This window comes from Xenorhabdus ishibashii (assembly GCF_002632755.1).
Classification (GTDB): Bacteria; Pseudomonadota; Gammaproteobacteria; order Enterobacterales; family Enterobacteriaceae; genus Xenorhabdus; species Xenorhabdus ishibashii.
Map to the genome: position 1 here is coordinate 3,231,017 of NZ_NJAK01000001.1, position 19,884 is coordinate 3,250,900.

A 19,884-nucleotide genomic window follows, 5' to 3' on the forward strand; every position below is an offset into this window, starting at 1 on the left:
CCATCGTAACTCCGTTTCTTTGTGTTTTTTTCATGCCTTGTGAAACTGGGGTTACGGTTCTCCCTCTTTATATTCCCATTTTTGCGTAGTGCCTCACAGGTCGGGACATTACTCGCTGATTATCGCAGATTAAACAGATTTTTTGGTATAGAATCTCCTTTTAAACATAAAAAATTCATCTACATATTAAAGGGTTATCTATATGTTTATTCTTAACATCCGTTCATCCTGGACCAAACTATCTGCTCTTGTGGTTCTGTTTGTCGGCATGTCTTGTCAGCAGGCTTTGGCCCATGCTCATTTGAAAGATCAGACTCCCGCAGAAAATACAACGGTTGAAGCAGCCCCACAAACTATCACTTTGAACTTTTCAGAACGTATTGAGCTTGGGTTCAGTAAGGTAAAATTGATTGGCCCAGAAAAGAGCGTAATTAAAACAGGTAAATTAGAACTCGATCCTGAGACCAAAACCAAGTTAATTCTGCCAGTTGAAGGCAAACTTGCTACAGGAAAATACAGTGTTGACTGGAGTGTACTTTCTGTCGATGGTCATAAAACAAAAGGCGTTTATAGTTTTACCGTAAAATAATGATTTCTCTAGAGGCGCTATACGTATTCTGCCGTTTCTCTCATTTTGTGGTCGTTATGTTGATGTTTGGCCTTAGCTTATTCACTGTAATGCTTGTTTCTGGTCATTTCTCGCTCCTGATGAGAGAACGGTTAAAAGTTGGTGTTTTAATCAGCACCGTGCTGGCTTTTATCACCTCAATCATCTGGTTTATTGTACAGGCTGGATTAATGGGAGATGGCTGGCACGATGTTTATGCTCTGGATATCTGGCTGTCTGTCTTGGAAACCTCTTTTGGACAAGTATGGAAATGGCAGTTATTGACTGCTGTACTTGCTGTTGGTGGGCTGTTCCTTTCTAATATTAAGGTCAGAAATTTCCTGTTATTAGGTTGTTCTTTCATTTTACTTTCAAGCCATGCTTTCATTGGACATGCCGCTATGTATGAAGGAAACATAGGGTTATTACTTCAAGCCAATCAGGTTATTCATTTACTCAGTGCAGGTTACTGGTTTGGTGGATTGTGGCCATTCTTACTGTGTCTGCAATTCTTGCGATTACGTCAATCAGTAGAAGCAAACTTATCGCCTAATGCGACTAACTTATATGCAGATAGCATAACAGCCATGAGAAAATTTTCTCTTTATGGGCATTTTGCCGTGTCTCTGGTGATTGTGACTGGAATTGTGAGCAGTGTGATTCTCATTCCAGGTTGGCCCATTTTCAGTCGAACTCTGTCTGAATACCAATCCATGCTATGGTTAAAAATAGTTCTGGTTACTGGAATGGTTCTTTTGGCTTTGATTAACCGCTATATTTTAGTTCCCAAATTAAAACAGAAAAAGTGCTATCAGCAATTGATAATCAATAGTTGGCTGGAAATTATTCTGGGTACAACCGTATTATTATGCGTAGCGATTTTTGCAACGCAACCTCCTGCGTGATTCTTGAATGATTGGTGTAAATCTGGGTACATAAACAGGAAGATTAGCGATAAAATCACGGCATGTATGTATCTATCAGGGGAAAGATGATAATGAAACGACTATTTTGGGCTGTGCCTCTTTTGCTTCTCTCTTTTCAGGGAGTAGCTGCGCCAATAAAAACGATTAGTAAGTTACAGTTTGGCAAACAGTGGGCATTTACTCGCGAAGAAGTTATGCTTGATTGTCGAACAGATGGAGCGTTGTTTGTGATAAATCCTAGCACATTGATGCAGTATCCGTTGAATGATCAAGCAACACAACTGATGCAAGCCAACCAGGTAATTGCATCATCATTAGATACAATCCTCTTAAATGATCCCGATCATCCCAATCAAAAAATGAGCATTGAGCCATTTCAAAAAGCAGCATTGGCTTTATGTGACTATTCATCCAACCGATAATGGTTAAAGTTTGGTAAATCATTGTATGTCAACTACGCTTTAGATAGTCAGTTGTTCTACGTCTCAATGGCAATTTTTAACGCAAGGCTCTTTGACAGAGCCATTTTCCCTGGGCCGAGTAGAGGAGTAAACTCGGCCTTTTTTTGCCCGTTATAAAGGGCGAATATTTTTATTTCCTTTTCAATAAATTACTTTATTTCTTAGGTGTATAATAAGTAAGTGAAAATAAAACAACCAATTAAAGTAACGATAAGGTGTTTTATAATAAAAATATGAGCAAAGGCACGATCCTGGGTGCAAGTCAGGCTATCTTTTAAATAAGCTGTGATATATCCCTAAGTTTTATAAGTGCATACTGGTAAAAATAATTAAAGAAAATTTAAATTCAGGAAGAAAAACGATATTCTGGAAGAAAATTTAAATCATAGTGATAGATTATGCTTAGAAATAGTCTGTTAAACACGATGAAAATTTAATGTAAAATCATTGTTTTCATTTTGTTAAATGTTTATCTGTTGCGTAGGAGCTTATGGATAAGAATAAATTTTATCAAGAGTTAGCAGATAGTCTGATGGCACTGCTATCAGGGGAATACGATCTTATCGCTTCTCTGGCTAACACAAGTGCATTGTTATATGAACGTTTGGAACATGTTAATTGGGTCGGCTTTTATTTAGTTGATGATGATACTCTGGTATTAGGGCCATTTCAGGGTAAGATTGCTTGCGTTCGTATTCCGGTAGGAAAAGGGGTATGCGGAACGGCTGTTGCAAATAAGAGTATACAACGTATTTCTGATGTACATGCTTTTCCTGATCATATAGCCTGCGATGTCACCAGTAATGCTGAAATTGTACTTCCCTTAGAAATCAATGGGCAAGTTATTGGCGTTTTGGATATTGATAGCACGGTTTTTGATCGGTTTGACGAGAATGATGAAAATGGTTTGAAAGCGCTAGTTATCAGGCTTTGTAACCATTTGAAACAATGTGTTATGTCAAAATATCTACAACAGAACGTAACTTAACATACGTATAACGTGGCATTTATCAGCAACGCTATTATAATGTCGCCTGTTCATGCCTGCGCTGGTTGGCAAAACCGTTGTAATCAGGAAATTTCATGGAAAATCAACCTAAGTTGAACAGTAGTAAAGAAGTCATTGCTTTCTTGGCTGAGCGCTTCCCGCTTTGCTTTGTAGCAGAAGGTGAAGCACGTCCTTTGAAGATTGGGATCTTTCAGGACATCGTTGAACGTATTCAGGGCGAAGAGTGTTTGAGTAAAACACAGCTCCGTTCTGCTTTGCGCTTGTATACCTCCAGTTGGCGCTATCTCTATGGTGTAAAAGAAGGAGCTCAGCGTGTCGACCTTGACGGGAACATGTGTGGCGAGCTGGAAATCGAACATATTGAACATGCGCGTCAGCAACTAGCGGAAGCGAAAGCGCGGATACAGGCTCAACGATCTGAACAAAATGCCAAGAAGCGTGAAACTGAAAACGTATCTGACAAGAAAAATGAACGCCCTGTGAATAAAAAACCAGCTCCTCGTCGTCAAAAGAGATCAGGTGATGGTGAAAAACGTCCAGTGCGTTCACAAAACCGCCCGCAACAATCGCGTAAACCAGAAGATAAAACCATAAAAAAAATTGCACAACCTGAGTTAAACTCAGTCACTGACGTATCCTCTTTGAAAGTCGGTCAGACAATCAAAGTCAATGTAGGAAAAAGCCTAATGGATGCATCTGTGCTTGAAATTGCAAAAGATGGTGTCAGGGTGCAGCTACCTACTGGTTTAGCAATGATTGTACGCGCAGAACACTTAAAGTTCTGATACGGAGGCCAACTTGGGCATGAACAAACTCATTATATTGGCTTTCGTTTTAGGTCTATCATTTTCTAGTATAGGTTATGCAGATACTATTAATGGCAATATCGCGAATGGCAGCCACGCTAACGCTAATAATACGGCTGTTCTCAGTCTGAGCCAGTTACCAGATTTAAAACCGGAACCACAACATCCCACCGTAAGTAAGCGGATTGTTTCCCGCTTTCTTCGTTCTCATTATCGCCAGTTTTATCTGGATGCAGATTTTTCAGGAAAAATTTTTGATCGTTACCTGAATCAACTGGATTATGGACATAATGTTTTTTTTGCATCTGATATCGCACAATTTGCAGCTCGAAAGGGAAAATTAGGAAAAGAGCTTGAAAATGGTGATCTAAAACTTCCGTATGATCTATTCAATTTGATGCAAAAGCGCCGCTTTGAACGCTATCAATATGTGCTCGCTCGTTTAGAGCAGCCCGTTGATTTAAACGGTCATGACACCATTGAAACCGACCGTATCAAAGCACCATGGCCAAAGAGTGTTGAAGAGTTGAATAGACTTTGGGATGCTAAAATCAAATTTGATTGGATAAACCTCAAATTATCCGGCAAAGACGATAAAGAAATCAAAGAAACTCTGACTAAACGCTATCGAATGTTATTAAAACGTCTCACACAAACCAAGAGTGAGGATGTTTTTCAAAGCATTATGATGGCTTTTGCCCGTGAAATAGATCCGCATACCAGTTATCTCTCACCTCGTGATACAGAACAGTTTAATTCAGAGATGAGCTTATCTCTTGAAGGCATCGGTGCTGTTTTACAATATGATGATGAGTATGTTTCCATTCGTTCATTGCTTGCGGGCGGTCCAGCAGCTAAAAGCAATTTATTGAAAGTTGGAGATAAAATTATTGGTGTTGGGCAGGTAGGCAAACCAATTGTTGATGTTGTTGGATGGCGTTTGGAAGATGTCGTTGCTCTTATCAAAGGGCCTAAGGGGAGTAAAGTCCGCCTTGAAATCATTCCAAGTACGAAAGGGGCAAAAAACCACATTGTTACCTTAACTCGTGAAAATATCCGCCTTGAAGATAATGCTGTCAAGATGTCGGTGAAAACGGTAGGGAAGGAGAAGGTTGGTGTCCTGGATATACCCAGTTTCTATGTCGGCTTAACTAACGATGTGAAAGTGCAGTTGCAGAAACTCACTAAACAGGGGGTTTCATCGGTTGTTATTGATTTGCGTGGTAATGGTGGTGGAGCGTTGACAGAAGCTGTATCGCTATCTGGCTTGTTTATTCCTACTGGCCCCATTGTTCAGATTCGGGACAATACCGGCAGAGTGAAAGTGGAGGCAGATACAGATGAAGCAATATACTATAAAGGTCCTCTGGTCGTTCTGACTGATAATAGAAGTGCTTCTGCATCTGAAATCTTTGCGGCCGCAATGCAAGATTATGGTCGTGGATTAATTGTGGGAGAACCTTCTTTCGGTAAAGGTACAGTTCAGCAATACCGCCCTCTAAATCGCATTTATGATCAAATGTTACAACCTGAATGGCCTGAAATTGGCTCTGTGCAATACACGATCCAGAAATTCTATCGGATAAATGGAGGTAGCACCCAGCTTAAGGGAGTAACGCCTGATATAGTTATGCCGACAGGAGAAGAACCTTCTGAAATAGGGGAAAGTCAGGAAGATAATGCGCTACCTTGGGACAGCATTCAACCTGCACATTATACTTCTTCGAAAGTAATTTCAGAGTTAACGCCGCTATTGACTAAGCAGTATAATCAACGAATTGCCAATGATCCTGAATTTAAATATATCAAACAGGATATTGCTTATTATAAAGTTATTAAAGAACGTAAGGGCGTTTATTCCTTGAACTATGCTCAAAGAGAGAAAGAAAACAAGGAATACGAAACAATTAAATTGAATCGTCTTAATGAACGCTTTAAACGAGAAGGTAAAAAAACGCTCAAATCGCTTGATGATTTGCCAAAAGATTATAAAGGGCCAGATCCTTACTTAAATGAATCTGTAAAAATTGCTCTGGATTTGGCGCATCAGCCTGCTGAAATGGCTGTAACGAGATAGTCTTAAAATTCGTTATAGATAAAAGGCCGGCTTGGTAGTCGGCCTTTTTTATTATATTGTAAAGTTATGTTGTTTTTGTCGCTTAACGTCTTCAAAAACTTGAATAATATGGGAATAGCCCCATCTTATGGCTTAACGCTTAGTTGAACTGTTTGATAATTAAAGGAAGCAAATTTATATGATGAGAATCGCCTTATTCCTTCTCACAAACCTTGCTGTCATGGTGGTGTTTGGAATAATACTTTCACTTACAGGAGTTCAGCGGAGCAGTGTAGCTGGTCTCATGATTATGGCGGGTTTGTTCGGTTTTGGTGGTGCATTCATTTCGTTATTAATGTCGAAATGGATGGCTCTGCGCTCTGTTGGTGGTCAGGTTATTGAAAAACCTTCCAATGAAATTGAAGCCTGGTTGATGGAAACTGTACGTCGTCAAGCGGATCAAGTTGGAATTACTATGCCGCAAGTGGCTATCTATGATGCCTTGGATATTAACGCATTTGCTACAGGGGCACGCCGTAATGCTTCTCTGGTTGCTGTTAGTACAGGGTTACTGAATAATATGAGCCGTGATGAAGCTGAAGCCGTCATTGCCCATGAAATTAGCCATATTGCCAATGGTGATATGGTGACGATGACATTGTTGCAGGGGATTGTGAACACATTTGTTATCTTTATTTCACGTATCATTGCACAGGCCGCTGCAAGTTTCCTTTCCAGCAACGATGATGAAAGTGAAAGCAGCAGCAATGGTAATCCAATCGTCTACATGGTGATTTCCATGGTGTTGGAGATCGTATTTGGTATCCTGGCAAGTATTATTACCATGTGGTTCTCCCGTTATCGTGAATTCCATGCAGATGCAGGATCAGCGAAATTAGTTGGCCGCGAAAAGATGATTGCAGCGTTACAACGTCTTAAGACCAGCTATGAACCTCAGGAAGAGGGGAGAATGATGGCGTTCTGTATTAATGGCAAAGCTAAGAGTTTTAGTGAGTTGTTTTTATCTCATCCGCCGTTGGATAAGCGTATTGAAGCTCTTCGTAGTGGTGAATATATAAAGTAATGCTATTAATTTCTAATAACTAATATAGATATAAAGCCGAGATTCATCATGATTCTCGGCTTTATTTAATCTTCAGGGGAAATGCATGTTAGTGGCAGTATGTTTTCTCTGGTTTATTTCATCAGGCTTGAATTAAGATTTTTTTACCACTTTTTCGTCTTGCTCAAACACCTCTTTATTGGTTTTTCTCATCAACTGACTGGTGATTGTACCTGCTGTCATAGCACCATTAACATTTAATGCTGTGCGTCCCATGTCGATCAAAGGCTCAACAGAAATGAGCAGTGCCACTAAGGTAACAGGTAGACCCATAGCAGGTAAAACAATCAATGCCGCAAATGTTGCGCCACCACCAACACCAGCCACCCCTGCAGAGCTGATAGTCACAACTCCCACAAGAGTTGCAATCCACACTGGATCAAAGGGGTTAATACCCACGGTTGGAGCCACCATCACTGCCAACATAGCTGGATAAATGCCTGCACAGCCATTTTGCCCAATAGTCGCGCCAAAAGAGGCGGAAAAACTGGCAATAGACTCTGGTATACCGAGGCGACGAGTTTGTGTTTCAACGTTCAGGGGAATACTTGCAGCGCTTGAACGGCTGGTAAATGCGAATGTCAATACGGGGCCTGCTTTTTTAAAGAATTTCAGGGGATTGATACCGGTAAATGCCAGAAGACCGCCATGTACTATAAACATCAGGCCAAGGGCGATGTAGGAAGCAACAACAAAACTACCTAATTGAGTAATGTCTTGGATATTAGAACTGGCAACAACTTTGGTCATTAAAGCCATCACGCCGTATGGAGTGAGACGCATAACTAACCTAACCAGCTTCATTGCCCATGCTTGCATTGTATCAATAGCAACAAGAGCCCGTTTACCGCGCTCCTGATCATCTTGAATCATTTGTAGCGCAGCGATGCCTAAAAATGTCGCAAAAATTACCACACTAATAATGGAAGTAGGACGCGCTCCCGTTAGGTCAGCAAAGGGATTTTTAGGAATAAAAGAGAGAATGATTTGAGGCACACTCATATCTGCAACTTTGTCAATATAATTGCTTTCAATTGCTAATAAACGAGTAGTTTCTTGAGAGCCTTGAATAAGCCCTGCTGCACTTAGTCCAAACAAATTGGCAATTACAATACCGATTAAAGCGGAAATCGCTGTTGTGAAAAGTAATGTACCAATGGTAAAAAAGCTGATCTTTCCTAAGGAAGATGCTTTGTGTAAACGGGCAACGGCACTTAGGATAGAAGCAAAAACTAACGGCATGATAACCATTTGTAGCAGTTGTACATAACCATTACCAACAATATTGAACCATTTAATCGATTCTTTTACGGTAAGGTTATCTGTTCCATAAACGATGTTTAATGCCAACCCAAAAACGACACCTACGACTAGAGCTACAAGAACTTTTTTGGACAAGCTCCATTTATTTGAGCTTGTTTTTGCTAATAGAATAAGCAGTGCTACAAAAACCAACACGTTGATGATGAGTGGTAAGTTCATCTCTAGTCTCCAAAAATTATATACTTTTTATATTTCGAGTGGCGGTATGCAGTCTGGAATATAGATTTGTAAGTTGTATTCCAATTTGAAATCTATTTCCTACATACCATGAAGTACTTAAGATGAAATTTTATCAGTATAAAAATTCTCTTTCTTATAATTAAATGTAATTTAATATAATCATTTTTTACTAGCTAGTTCAATTGGTTATATATTCTAATGAAATTCTGTTTGTTTTTTGTTTGATAAAGGCTGCGAAGGCAATATATCGTTAATTTAAAATGATTTTTTTAAGGTGATGAGAGGGGGAGTAAAAGATTGTTTATATTTTTCAGGTAACCCCATTTTAAAATGGGGCTAAGATATTTATTTTATGTGTATACTGATCAGTTACTTGTAGAAATTTTGTAGCTTATCAATCGATAATTTATCAAACTGTATTTTGTTAAATTGCAAGTTGTTTAAATAATGAGCGAATGAAAAATTGATGTGTTGTGGAAGGATAATAGCGATTACCACTACCAGTACGGCAATAAAACGTTCGGCTTTTTTACGTTCCTTACCTCTAAGAATAGGCAAACAAAAACGCATTCTTAGCGGCCATAATAGTGGAATACCAGCGGGGGTAAGCATATCAGCAATAAGATGGCTGATATAACCGATAACCATTGCATGGATAAAGTCAGTTGGAATGGGCCAATTAGAAGGTATTTCAGTCTGGAATAGAGTAACCCCCACGAGTAGTGCTAATAAACTATGTGTAAATCCACGATGTCCGCATAATCGGGCGATTGGAATGGATATAAAGCGGAACAATCTGCCTAGGGTTGAACTTGGATGGTCGATATCTGGCAACAATGAAGCCAGAAGTACGCCGGGAAGCATGTGTAACCAGTCTCCCTGTGCTATTTCTGGTGTGATTTCTAGCTGGTGAGCCAATACAAGGCTGGCAACGGAAAAAAGAAGATGTCCTTCTGCTGTCATAACGATTTATACTAATTTATTTATGCTGATTGCTGTTTATACATACAGTGAGGCAGTATAGAGGGTTTTGCCTGAGGAAGATAGAGGGTAACAAGGAAAATTTTTTAAGCTGTGGTTTGGTTGGTTGAAGGAGAAGGTTGATATTTGCGCTACCATATACAGAAAAATAAGAATTAAAGAATGGCAGCGCGATGGCTATTAAGTAATATTTTCTGGTGTTAATTTTTCCAGTGAATTCAGTTTGATATCAGCTAGTGACCAGCGGGGATCATCGAAATGATGGGTAGCGGGTACGACAATTGAACGCATTCTTGCTGCTTTGGTTGCTATCATACCGTTAAATGAGTCTTCTAATGTAAAACAGTTAATTGGATTGACTTCAAGTTGACTGGCTGCCAGCAAATAAACTTCGGGATGTGGTTTGCTGTAAGGTAAGTGTGCAGCAGAAACAACAACATCGAAGTAATGTCGTAGGTTAAACAATTCGAGTACTTTTTCGATCATTTCATAGGGTGAGGCGGAAGCCAGACCGATTTTTAACCCACGTTCGCGACAGAGATTTAAAGCATGTTCTACTCCAGGTAGCAATGGACGGTGTTTTTCAACTGATTGAACTACATAATTGATGATGCGTTGCTCAACTTCACGTTTGGAAGTACTTTGCCAAGGTGATGCTTGATACCATAGCTCAACAACTTGATCGACTCGTAATCCCAATGTGTCAGGTAAATTTTTTGCTAAATTTAAATCCAGCCCTAATTCACTGAATACGTTTTTTTCTCCTTGCTTCCAATAAGGTTCAGAGTCAATCAGTAAACCATCCATATCAAAAACGGCGGCTTCTATAGATAAACAAAATGACATCTCAAATCTCTCCGCGATGATAACCGTGATTAAAGAGATCTGATTGTAACAATTCCAATAAATTAAATCTCGTTATGAGTGATAGCAAAGAAAACGATAGTTTCATCGGTAAGATAATAACCCCGTAAATAGGATTAAAGTTGGCTCTTTATGAGCTATTATTGAGTAAAAAATAAAATTATTTATGCTAATGGAGAATGTAATGACGTATCAACAAGCTAGGTATGTAGCTATCGCTAAGCGAATCCTGGGCTGGATTATTTTTGTACCCTCCTTGTTGTCAACTTTTGTCTCAGTGATTAATCTAGCCGCATGGCGGCATGGTGTTAAAGGTGATGGTATTGGGGGAGGTGGTGTTAACGCGGTATTGAATGATTTTCTTCAGATGCTGACAGAAATGATTAAATTTAATACACCATTTTTGGATTTTTTCTGGAAAAATTCCCCAACTCCTGATCGTATAGCCGGAATCACTGGGGAAAATGTCAGTTTTCTTGTCATTTATATTCTGATGTTTGTGGGTTTGGCAATGAGTGCGTCTGGTTTGAGAATATATCGTCAGTTTAAATTCATCAAAGAACGTATTGAAGATCAAATGCTCTTTGAACACGCTCAGAAAAGTGGAATAACCAAGGAGCAGTTGGTGGCTAAAATTGAATTTCCCCGTCATTCTTTATTCAGTCAGGTTTTTATCCTTTATATATCACCCATTGTTATCGGTACAATTGCTTATTTCTTATTTAGATTTTTAGAGTGGTAATGTCACTAAATGATAGTTAATAACAGCGCAAGGATGCTCTATATAGCGCTTGGTCTAAAATAAATTCATATTTTTAATATAATAAATTTTTTGATTAATTGGGTAACTATCAGTAACTAAATATGATACTAATCAGTCTCTCCCATACCTATTCAGATAAAAGTTTATCAATTATCTTTTGTACTAAAGTAAAATTCTCTCCACCGAAAAGATTACATCTATTTAACAAATAATAAAGTTGATAAATAGGTTGACGCTCAAGGAAATCTTTAGGCAATGGCCAGACACTCTGGTAACCATCAAATATTTGTAAAGGAAGATCTGGGTAAAGTGGCAGCATCGCCAGATCACATTCGCGATCTCCCCAATAGCAGGCAGGATCAAAAGTGACAGCACAATTATCGTCCAACGATGCACAATTCATGGGCCATAGGTCGCCATGCAGGAGAGAAGGTTGGGGATGATGATTGTGTAGTTTGTCACTGATTACTTGAACAATTTGGCTAATATTTCCAAATATCATTCCCTTATCAGCAGCAAGTTGCAACTGCCATCCGATGCGTTTTTCGGCATAGAAATGATCCCAGCGTTTTTGCCATCCGTTAGGTTGTATGGTGGTTGCCAGCATGTTATCAAAATCAAAACCAAATTTAGGTTGCTCACTCCATTGATGTAGCCTTGCGAGATGTTGACCAAAAAGATACGCGCTATGCGCGTTAAATGGTTTTATAGGCAAATGCTCCAGCAACAGGAAGCTATAGTCGCGGTCGTGACCTACACCATAAACATCGGGAACACGGGTTGTTTTGCTACGCGCCAGTAGTTCCAGTTGTTCTGCCTCTGTTTTAAAAATTGACAGCATTTCTTTCACATTGGATTTGATAAAGATATGTTGTTCACCATATTTAATGTGCCAGGCACGGTGAATATCTCCTCCTGCCAACTCCTCTTTATCGTGAATTTCAGCGTCACCAAAATGCTCACTTAATAGATGGCTCACTGTTTGCCACATGCTTCACCTCATTAAGTTGACAATTGCTATGTTTATATTACAGACAGATGTAACATTTGAACAGGATAAAAAGAATTTTAATAGGAATTAATAAGGCCATATCTCAAATTTGATATGGCACTCTATTATTTTTTAATTTGACTTTTCTGGAATTGGTGCCTCTTGGGAAGAAATTTTTTCAAGCATTCCTTTGTTTGCTTTTTTGCAAGCTAATTTTATTTGATCATAAATAAGTGCAATAGTGAAGAAAACTGCCTGAATGATTACGATACATGGGCCTGTTTCACCATCAATATGAAAGCTGATGATTGTTCCAAGTATGCTGGATGATATAGAAGCAACCATTGCTACAATCAGCATATGATCAAAGCTCCGGCAAAGTATAAAAGCAATAATACCAGGGGAAATTAACATCGCAATGACCAGAATGATACCGACGGCCTGTAAAGATGCGACAATTGTTAGAGCCAACAGCGATAATAACCCGTAATGGAGAAGTTTTACGGGAAGACCAACCACTCGTGCCTGATTGGGGTCGAAGCAGTAGAGCATGAAATCTTTTCTCTTTAGTAACACAATAGCCAGAGTGATCCCTGCAATGCACAGTGTTTGGAGCAATTCATGCTGGGTAATACCGAGTATGCTGCCGAATAAAATGTGTGTCAGGTGTTGATCCGTATCTATACGAGTAAACAGTACTAACCCAAATGCAAACATACCTGAGAAAACAATCCCCATGACGGTATCTTCTTTGATTCGGCTATGCTCTTTTAGATACCCTGTAGCGAATGCACAAGATATACCGGAAAGAAAAGCACCTATTGCAAGTGGTATGCCCGCTACAAAAGCGAGCACGATACCTGGCAAAACAGCATGGGAAATAGCATCACCCATCAATGACCAACCTTTTAAGACCAGATAACAGGAAAGTACAGCACAAACAGCGCCTACCATAATGGCAGCATAGATGGCTCGTCGCATAAACTCATGCATGAAAGGTTCAGTAATTAATTCAATAAATGTGTTCATGGGCGTTGTTCCTGAATCAATGCCAGAGATTCTTTTCTGGCTCGTCTGCGAGAGGCCAACATGCCATGCTTAGGAGCAAAAAAGAATGCAAATAAGAAAATCACTGTTTGCATGGTGACAATGACTCCCCCAGTTGCACCATTGAGGAAATAACTCACATACGCACCAATACCACTTGTGAGTGAACCGATGGCGACGGCAATAATCAATAAATGTTTAAATCTATCTGTTAACAAATAAGCGGTTGCACCAGGTGTTACAACCATTGCGATAACCAAGATAGCGCCTACTGTCTGTAATGCAGCAACAGTGCAGGCACTTAATAAAGTGAAGAAAATGATTTTCAACCGTAGCGGTGATAAGCCAATAGAGCGAGCATGAGTTTCATCAAAAAAAACAACTAATAGATCTTTCCAAAGTACCATTAAGGTAATGAAGGAAACTGCAATAATGATTTCAACTTGTAAAACATCTTCATCAGCAATTCCCAGAATATTGCCTAAAATAATGGTTTGTACATTCACGGATGTAGGGTTTAAAGAAACGATCAATAATCCGACGGCAAAAAAAGTGGAGAATATAAAACCTATCACTGCATCTTCACGTAACCGAGTGATATGACGCACCAATGTCATTGATAATGCAGCGAGCATCCCTGTAAAAAAAGCACCACCAGCATAAGGTAAACCGAGAGCATATGCACCTGCCACACCGGGTACAACAGAGTGGGAGAGGGCATCACCCATCAGCGACCAACCTTTTAGCATCAGATAAGCAGATAAGAAAGCACAAACAGCCCCAACAATGGCACTTACCCACATGGCTTTCACCATGTAGTTGTAACTGAATGGTTGTAAAATCAGTTCCATCATGGTTGATTTTCCTTTTGTTTGGGGTTTTGCCGCGGTGGAATATGATGATTATGCCCGTAAAAGACGGCGGCACGTTCATCATCGGTGATGACTGTCAGCGAACGTGGATCATCATCTTTATGCAGTTCAGGTGCGGAAAGATTAATATGACGCAAGACGCCACCGAAGGTAATTTCGAGATTCTTTTGAGTAAACGTGTTTTCAGTTCGGCCACTTGCAAGCACTGTGCGGTTGATCAAAATAACGTGATCACAGAATTCAGGCACACTGCCAAGGTTATGCGTTGACACTAAGACCAAATGCCCTTCGTCACGTAAGTCACGAAGTAAGTCAATAATGGCATTTTCTGTTTTAACGTCCACTCCGGTAAAAGGTTCATCCAAGAGTAAAACTTTCCCTTCTTGAGCTAATGCGCGGGCTAAAAATGCCCGTTTTTTCTGACCACCGGAAAGTTCACCAATTTGCCTATCACGTAATTCTGCCAGTCCTACACGTTCAAGGGCTTTATTGACAATTTCATGATCACGCTTGCTAGGGCGGCGCAAAAAACCCATTTTTCCATAGCGTCCCATCATTACGACATCGGAGACCAGAACCGGAAAATTCCAATCTACATCCTCAGATTGAGGAACATATGCGATGATATTTTGTTTTAATGCAGTCTTGATAGGTTGATTGTTGAGGGATACTTTTCCTTGTGAAGGGGTTATTAATCCCATAATTGTTTTGAATAATGTGGACTTACCGCTGCCATTCATACCTACCAAAGCACAAATTGTGCCGCCGGTAATGTCAAAACTGGCATCATAGATAGCAGTATGCCCATTGTTGTAAGTGACAGTAGCGTTATCCACAATTAAATGAGGATGCTCAAATAACGGTTGGTGGTTTAACGATAAGCGCTTCATTGATTAAATCCTTTTGCAATAGTGTCTACAGTCGTGTTAAGTAGATCAATATAAGTTGGAACGGGTCCTTTTTGCGTGGAAAGGGAATCTACATAGAGTACTCCGCCGTAACGTGCGCCTGTTTCTTTACTGACTTGTCTTGCTGGTTTATCTGAAACAGTGCTTTCACTGAAAACAACTGGGATCTTGTTGGCCCTTACTGTGTCAATGACACGGCGAACCTGTTGTGGGGAACCTTGTTCCTCAGCATTAATTGGCCATAAGTAGACTTCTTTGAAACCATAGTCTTGTGTGAGATAGCTGAAAGCGCCTTCACTGGTTACCAGCCAGCGCTGTTCTTCAGGAATACGAGAAAGACGCTCTCTAAGAGGCGCATCCAATTGAGCTATTTTATCTGCATAAGCTTTGGCATTACGATTATAAATTTCGGTATTCTCAGGATCGTATTTGACAAAAGCTTTACGGATATTTTCGATATAGATCAGCGCATTCTTTGGTGACATCCAAGCATGAGGGTTAGGATTTTTATTGTAAGGACCTTCACGGATCGGTAAAGGCGTAATACCTTCGGTGATAACAGCAACAGGTATCTCTTGCATGTTTTCAAAGAAGCGTTCGAACCAGCGTTCTAAATTTAAGCCATTCCAAAGGATAAGGTCTGCACGCTGTGCTTTGATGATATCTTTGGGAGTGGGTTGATAATCATGGATTTCCGCACCAGGTTTAGTGATTGACTCGACAATTGCAGCGTCTCCTGCGACATTTTGAGCCATATCTTGAATAATAGTAAATGTTGTAACCACCCTGAATTTTTTATCTGCATGAGCTTGTTGGCTGAATAACACTGTTGTGAATAGAACAAGGATCAGATTGACTATTGCAAAAGCAGGGAAAGAACGTTTTTTATTCATTATGGTAAACCTTACTTGTTGTACATATAATTATTGATAATGATTATCAGTATCATTTATGTAAAGTCAAGGTGATAGAGAACGAAATTGATGATAAATGCGATAGGCACTCCTTAAATCTCTACTGATTGATATGGCAATGACATGTTTCATACGAATAAAAAACAACATATTATCTACTTGTCTACCGTTAACCATTGGCACTAAAGAAATTTATTTTGATAAACGATAGAAAAATATTTTTGGTTTACCAGTAAAATTATATATGCTTTATAGGGTTAATTTTATTTAGGGGAAGCAGCGTGAAATTAAAATTCCGCTACATTGCGGTGGCACTGTTATTGTCAGGATGTGCAAACCAGCAAGTATATCAATCAGACAGTAATAAACAAACAACAGCAAAACGCATGCTTGATGGCAATAAGGCTGCTTTTGGTACCCGTAAATTGACAAATAGGTTTAAATCCACCCCATTTGATGATTTTATTGCGCAAGCCGCAAAACGTTATAGTGTTGATGAAAATCTTATCAAGGCGATTATTCAAGTGGAATCGGATTTTCGCCCAGAGGTCGTTAGTAAATCGAATGCCGTTGGATTAATGCAGATTAAGGCGTCTACGGCTGGGCGAGATGCTTACCGAGTGAAAGGAAAATCAGGGCAACCAACCATGCGTGAATTGAAAGATCCTGCAACTAACATCGATCTTGGTACTGCCTATATCAGCATCTTGAAAAAACAGCATCTGGACGGTATCTCCAATCCAGAAACACTGTACTATGCAACGATAGTTGCCTATGTAAATGGTGCAGGGGCATTGTTGCGAACGTTTGATGCAAACCGGACTTTGGCAATTAATAAAATTAATAGAATGACACCGAATGAATTTTATCAATATATCCAGAATAACCATCCTGCGCCACAGGCTCCGCGTTATTTATGGAAAGTAAAAAATGCTTATCGTACTTTAGGTGTAACTTATTAATTGCAATCTGTAGGTTTGCATTAAAATGAACTTTGCAATCTACATTTTTTGCTTGTTGAGTAAAATTGAATAATTCATTGTCATTTTTAATAATGCTACTGTGCAAAACTGTTTTTATAAATCATAGATATTATAATTTTGCAATAAACTTTTTACAGGAACTATTGATTAGTGAATTTTGATTAAAACCGTTCATGATAATTGATGGTTATCAGTCGATAAAAAAAAGTAATTTGAATTAATTGGGTGGAAAGGGCATTTTATATGTCAAATAGCATTTGTTTTTTTATTCTTACCTATAACCCATTAAGGGTGTTTTATTATATTAAAGCTACTAGCAAGAAATTAATGCATGGCATGACTATAAATGATAGCAATATAGAATTACGAAAAAATTTTTTAACGATATTAATGTGTTACTGTAATATTTAGATGGGAAATTAAAAGTAATCATCTCTATAAGAGTTTTTTAGTAAATTAAAAATTAATTATGCTCTGAAATTATATATTAAAAACACTAAATTAAGGAGTGATGCATGAAAATTTTAGAAGATATAACGCTCTCCCTCCCTACATTTCCACAGGCACATGGAACCGATACCATTAATATACACGATCTGCGTATAACAAATACTGAATACATATTAATAGAGGTACCAAGATATAATGATGCTATGACTGGTGATGAAATAGAAGGATATCTTTTTTTAGGTGATGATCATAGTGTGGTTATAAAAAACAGACCATATTTTGTTAGCCCAAGTACGTTACATACATCCCCATATATATTACTATTTCCTGTGGATGAAATTTCTAAATATGGTGCTTATCAAGCTAAGTATAAGATAATAAGTCATGGTAATGAACGTGAGTCACCACCAACGAATATAAATCTTATATTTTTTGATTCATCTAGATTATCTGAATATAGTCCTAGTGTTCCAGAGGCCACAGGCAAACAAGGTACTTTGCTGACAAAAGATGACTATTATCGGTTAGATCAGTTGAAAGTCATTGTGCCGGTTTATGAAGGAATGGCTCCTGGACATACTGTCAGGGTTTTATGGAAAGGGCGTCGTAATGATATTACATATGAACCACCAGTTCAGACAGTAAATAAAGTCATGCCGATGACATTCTATATTCCTCGTCTGGAATTTATTGACACTATTGGTGATACAGCAACGTTGTACTTTGCAGTAGAAAGAACCCCTGGTAATGTTGTTGAGTATTCAGGAGAGTTACATCTTGAGATTGAAGGGCAAAAGCTTAATTTACCTGCGCCTCCAACTAAGTATCCTATTAAGGTATCACTTGGTGACGGTTCTACCGTTTTCAATGGTCAGTCTATTTATTTAGAAGTAACTATTAAAGCGGATCCATCAACACTGCGTGAAATATCTACAATTAAAATAGAAGATGCATCGAATTCTATTCATCAAATTATATATAAGCCATTTTATATTGTGAGTGTTGGTCAAGAAAACTATGGTAGTTCTATACTATTACTAACGGTAGATAGAAATAATTCTATTACAGATATTCCTTTTAAAGTTGTGGCTTATAAAATAGATGGAAAAAGCACGGTAAATAATGTTGACCCTTTACCTGTTTCATATAAAGTTAGTAAAAACCTTCCGCAAGAAATAATTACATTGAAAACTGATAATGAGTTTATAAGATTGCCAAAAACGGATAATCCGATAACTGGTAAATACTATAATATATATGAAGGAATAGTTAATGATATTAATAATAATCCGATAAAGAACACTCAGGTTATTATTTCAACGCGCCGAGATCAACTTTCTCCTGGATCTGAGATAATAAATATAACTCATGAGCCAAAAGTAGGTGATGTTAATCCCATTACTCCTATCACTCCTATAGGAAAAGGTGATCATAGATATTTCATCACTTTAAATAGTGATGAAAATGGTAAGATAAAATTTCGTGCATATCCTCAAAAAGGTAAACCAGCAAGAATTGATTTTTTAGCATCAATACAAAATTTAACAAGAGATACATATACAGCATCAATGTGTATTTTTCCTGATAACTCACAAAATCGTCAATTAGATAGTCCATTTATTAATGAAATAGAGGAGGGTGGGATACTTAAAAAACTACTTGGGAGAACTCATTTTAATGTAGAAATTAACCCATATGATGGTGCTTACGGAACAGATGTTCTTGCATTTTTTACTGAATATGATGGAACAGATAGAAAAACATTACTGTCCCCTACGTATAGAACTGGAGATATAGATAAATTAGAAGACACACCTTTTCCCTTCACATATGATCAATTAGAGCCGAATAAACTCGGTGGGTTATACTATATGGTGATATCCCAAGAAGGGGAAGCCAGATATTCCCAATCTTTTAATGTGAAATATGTTCAGGATGAAGATTCTCCTAGTGGAAATAAAAACGCAGTATATGATAAAGTTACTGTATATTCTACTTATGCAGATTTTCCCATCAAACCGAGTAATAGAAGTGGCACAGTTTCTGAATCATCTGCCGTAATTTTTGACCTAATAAGTCAAGGTCTTGTTTTCGGTGAAGGTAAGGATAATAGCAATAGTGCAGGATTATATGTATTGATAGAAGCGGCAGGTACTTCTACTATAAAAAATTTACCGCAGCCTAATCAGAATGGTAAAGTGAAGGTGAGTATAAAATCTTCCAAGGGTCTGGTATCTAAAGAGTATAATTTTGATTTAAATAATCTAAAGCAAGATGGTACGATTAAATATAAAATAGTTACTATTCCATTCTGTTTCCTTAAAGGAATACTGCCTATAGACGGTTATAATCCTTCAAGATTGTATATTGATTATTATATAATAACAGATCCAGTAACTGGAGAAAAAACACACAGCAAAACCTGGAAGGTTGATATTAACACTATGGATCCAAATGAATATGATGATGATGACTATTATGGGTGTTCATCTTAATTTATAGATAAAATTATACATTGATGTTTCCAGTATTATATATTCCAAGTCTATATTATGGCTTGGAATATCATCAAGAATAAATATTCAACTAATTCTAAGGCGAAAACTTTAATGCGTTAGAT

18 protein-coding genes are annotated in these 19,884 nt (G+C 38.3%); 10 read left to right on the plus strand and 8 right to left on the minus strand.

What is annotated here, in order from left to right; translation table 11 throughout:
• Window positions 1-202 precede the first annotated feature (202 nt).
• The 7 genes from yobA to htpX all read left to right on the plus strand — a co-directional run bounded on the left by yobA (window position 203) and on the right by htpX (window position 6,949).
• Window positions 203-589 (plus strand): CopC domain-containing protein YobA, encoded by a 387-nt coding sequence (gene yobA, locus Xish_RS15260; RefSeq protein WP_099118565.1) that lies wholly within the window; start codon window positions 203-205, stop codon window positions 587-589.
• The gene (copD, locus tag Xish_RS15265) at window positions 589-1,512 is read left to right on the plus strand and encodes a copper homeostasis membrane protein CopD (protein WP_099118566.1); all 924 of its coding nucleotides are present in this window, start codon (window positions 589-591) and stop codon (window positions 1,510-1,512) included. Before yobA ends, copD begins: the two co-directional genes overlap by 1 nt.
• Before the next feature lie 92 nt (window positions 1,513-1,604).
• A complete protein-coding gene (locus tag Xish_RS15270) occupies window positions 1,605-1,955 on the plus strand; it encodes a YebY family protein (protein ID WP_099118567.1) in 351 nt (116 codons plus the stop codon).
• Window positions 1,956-2,484: 529 nt separating this feature from the next.
• A complete protein-coding gene (locus Xish_RS15275; RefSeq protein WP_099118568.1) occupies window positions 2,485-2,982 on the plus strand; it encodes a GAF domain-containing protein in 498 nt (165 codons plus the stop codon).
• Window positions 2,983-3,077: 95 nt separating this feature from the next.
• Window positions 3,078-3,788, plus strand: coding sequence for an RNA chaperone ProQ (gene proQ / locus Xish_RS15280; RefSeq protein ID WP_099118569.1), 711 nt, complete (start codon window positions 3,078-3,080; stop codon window positions 3,786-3,788).
• A gap of 19 nt (window positions 3,789-3,807) precedes the next feature.
• Window positions 3,808-5,886 (plus strand): carboxy terminal-processing peptidase, encoded by a 2,079-nt coding sequence (gene prc, locus Xish_RS15285; protein ID WP_099118570.1) that lies wholly within the window; start codon window positions 3,808-3,810, stop codon window positions 5,884-5,886.
• A 178-nt stretch (window positions 5,887-6,064) separates the two neighbouring features.
• On the plus strand, window positions 6,065-6,949 hold the full coding sequence (gene htpX / locus Xish_RS15290) for a protease HtpX (protein ID WP_099118571.1): 885 nt from the start codon (window positions 6,065-6,067) through the stop codon (window positions 6,947-6,949).
• Window positions 6,950-7,081: 132 nt separating this feature from the next.
• Here the strand turns inward: htpX and Xish_RS15295 are convergent, their stop codons facing one another.
• From Xish_RS15295 to hxpB, 3 genes are all read right to left on the minus strand, one after another.
• Complete coding sequence (locus Xish_RS15295) at window positions 7,082-8,470, minus strand: L-cystine transporter (protein ID WP_099118572.1); 1,389 nt, start codon at window positions 8,468-8,470, stop codon at window positions 7,082-7,084.
• 390 nt (window positions 8,471-8,860) lie between these two features.
• The gene (locus Xish_RS15300; protein ID WP_099118573.1) at window positions 8,861-9,454 is read right to left on the minus strand and encodes a metal-dependent hydrolase; all 594 of its coding nucleotides are present in this window, start codon (window positions 9,452-9,454) and stop codon (window positions 8,861-8,863) included.
• 198 nt (window positions 9,455-9,652) lie between these two features.
• Window positions 9,653-10,318: a hexitol phosphatase HxpB gene (gene hxpB / locus Xish_RS15305; protein ID WP_099118574.1), complete on the minus strand. Its 666-nt coding sequence runs from the start codon at window positions 10,316-10,318 to the stop codon at window positions 9,653-9,655.
• 202 nt (window positions 10,319-10,520) lie between these two features.
• Here hxpB and Xish_RS15310 point away from each other — a divergent pair, with 202 nt between their 5' ends.
• The gene (locus tag Xish_RS15310; protein ID WP_099118575.1) at window positions 10,521-11,078 is read left to right on the plus strand and encodes a YniB family protein; all 558 of its coding nucleotides are present in this window, start codon (window positions 10,521-10,523) and stop codon (window positions 11,076-11,078) included.
• Window positions 11,079-11,226: 148 nt separating this feature from the next.
• Here Xish_RS15310 and Xish_RS15315 read toward each other — a convergent pair whose 3' ends face one another.
• The 5 genes from Xish_RS15315 to Xish_RS15335 all read right to left on the minus strand — a co-directional run bounded on the left by Xish_RS15315 (window position 11,227) and on the right by Xish_RS15335 (window position 15,810).
• Complete coding sequence (locus Xish_RS15315; RefSeq protein WP_099118576.1) at window positions 11,227-12,090, minus strand: fructosamine kinase family protein; 864 nt, start codon at window positions 12,088-12,090, stop codon at window positions 11,227-11,229.
• A gap of 132 nt (window positions 12,091-12,222) precedes the next feature.
• Complete coding sequence (locus Xish_RS15320) at window positions 12,223-13,119, minus strand: metal ABC transporter permease (protein WP_099118577.1); 897 nt, start codon at window positions 13,117-13,119, stop codon at window positions 12,223-12,225.
• Window positions 13,116-13,991 (minus strand): metal ABC transporter permease, encoded by an 876-nt coding sequence (locus tag Xish_RS15325; RefSeq protein WP_099118578.1) that lies wholly within the window; start codon window positions 13,989-13,991, stop codon window positions 13,116-13,118. The genes Xish_RS15320 and Xish_RS15325 overlap by 4 nt, the downstream gene beginning before the upstream one ends.
• Complete coding sequence (locus Xish_RS15330; protein WP_099118579.1) at window positions 13,988-14,899, minus strand: manganese/iron ABC transporter ATP-binding protein; 912 nt, start codon at window positions 14,897-14,899, stop codon at window positions 13,988-13,990. The genes Xish_RS15325 and Xish_RS15330 overlap by 4 nt, the downstream gene beginning before the upstream one ends.
• Window positions 14,896-15,810 carry a metal ABC transporter substrate-binding protein gene (locus tag Xish_RS15335; RefSeq protein WP_099118580.1) on the minus strand — a complete coding sequence of 305 codons (915 nt, stop codon included), beginning with the start codon at window positions 15,808-15,810 and terminating at the stop codon, window positions 14,896-14,898. Before Xish_RS15335 ends, Xish_RS15330 begins: the two co-directional genes overlap by 4 nt.
• Before the next feature lie 302 nt (window positions 15,811-16,112).
• On the opposite strand from Xish_RS15335, the gene Xish_RS15340 reads away from it, so the two are divergent.
• Both Xish_RS15340 and Xish_RS15345 read left to right on the plus strand, forming a co-directional pair.
• The gene (locus Xish_RS15340) at window positions 16,113-16,793 is read left to right on the plus strand and encodes a transglycosylase SLT domain-containing protein (protein ID WP_099118581.1); all 681 of its coding nucleotides are present in this window, start codon (window positions 16,113-16,115) and stop codon (window positions 16,791-16,793) included.
• 536 nt (window positions 16,794-17,329) lie between these two features.
• Complete coding sequence (locus tag Xish_RS15345) at window positions 17,330-19,759, plus strand: hypothetical protein (protein WP_099118582.1); 2,430 nt, start codon at window positions 17,330-17,332, stop codon at window positions 19,757-19,759.
• Window positions 19,760-19,884 lie beyond the last annotated feature (125 nt).

Bases quoted from the DNA above. Each gene is read 5' to 3' on its own strand.
- Xish_RS15330 (WP_099118579.1), bottom strand. From the start codon at position 14,899: ATGAAGCGCTTATCGTTAAACCACCAACCGTTATTTGAGCATCCTCAT.
- hxpB (WP_099118574.1), bottom strand. From the start codon at position 10,318: ATGTCATTTTGTTTATCTATAGAAGCCGCCGTTTTTGATATGGATGGT.
- Xish_RS15345 (WP_099118582.1), top strand. From the start codon at position 17,330: ATGAAAATTTTAGAAGATATAACGCTCTCCCTCCCTACATTTCCACAG.
- Xish_RS15295 (WP_099118572.1), bottom strand. From the start codon at position 8,470: ATGAACTTACCACTCATCATCAACGTGTTGGTTTTTGTAGCACTGCTT.
- Xish_RS15325 (WP_099118578.1), bottom strand. From the start codon at position 13,991: ATGATGGAACTGATTTTACAACCATTCAGTTACAACTACATGGTGAAA.
- prc (WP_099118570.1), top strand. From the start codon at position 3,808: ATGAACAAACTCATTATATTGGCTTTCGTTTTAGGTCTATCATTTTCT.
- Xish_RS15300 (WP_099118573.1), bottom strand. From the start codon at position 9,454: ATGACAGCAGAAGGACATCTTCTTTTTTCCGTTGCCAGCCTTGTATTG.
- Xish_RS15320 (WP_099118577.1), bottom strand. From the start codon at position 13,119: ATGAACACATTTATTGAATTAATTACTGAACCTTTCATGCATGAGTTT.
- Xish_RS15275 (WP_099118568.1), top strand. From the start codon at position 2,485: ATGGATAAGAATAAATTTTATCAAGAGTTAGCAGATAGTCTGATGGCA.
- yobA (WP_099118565.1), top strand. From the start codon at position 203: ATGTTTATTCTTAACATCCGTTCATCCTGGACCAAACTATCTGCTCTT.
- Xish_RS15315 (WP_099118576.1), bottom strand. From the start codon at position 12,090: ATGTGGCAAACAGTGAGCCATCTATTAAGTGAGCATTTTGGTGACGCT.
- Xish_RS15310 (WP_099118575.1), top strand. From the start codon at position 10,521: ATGACGTATCAACAAGCTAGGTATGTAGCTATCGCTAAGCGAATCCTG.
- htpX (WP_099118571.1), top strand. From the start codon at position 6,065: ATGATGAGAATCGCCTTATTCCTTCTCACAAACCTTGCTGTCATGGTG.
- proQ (WP_099118569.1), top strand. From the start codon at position 3,078: ATGGAAAATCAACCTAAGTTGAACAGTAGTAAAGAAGTCATTGCTTTC.
- copD (WP_099118566.1), top strand. From the start codon at position 589: ATGATTTCTCTAGAGGCGCTATACGTATTCTGCCGTTTCTCTCATTTT.
- Xish_RS15270 (WP_099118567.1), top strand. From the start codon at position 1,605: ATGAAACGACTATTTTGGGCTGTGCCTCTTTTGCTTCTCTCTTTTCAG.
- Xish_RS15335 (WP_099118580.1), bottom strand. From the start codon at position 15,810: ATGAATAAAAAACGTTCTTTCCCTGCTTTTGCAATAGTCAATCTGATC.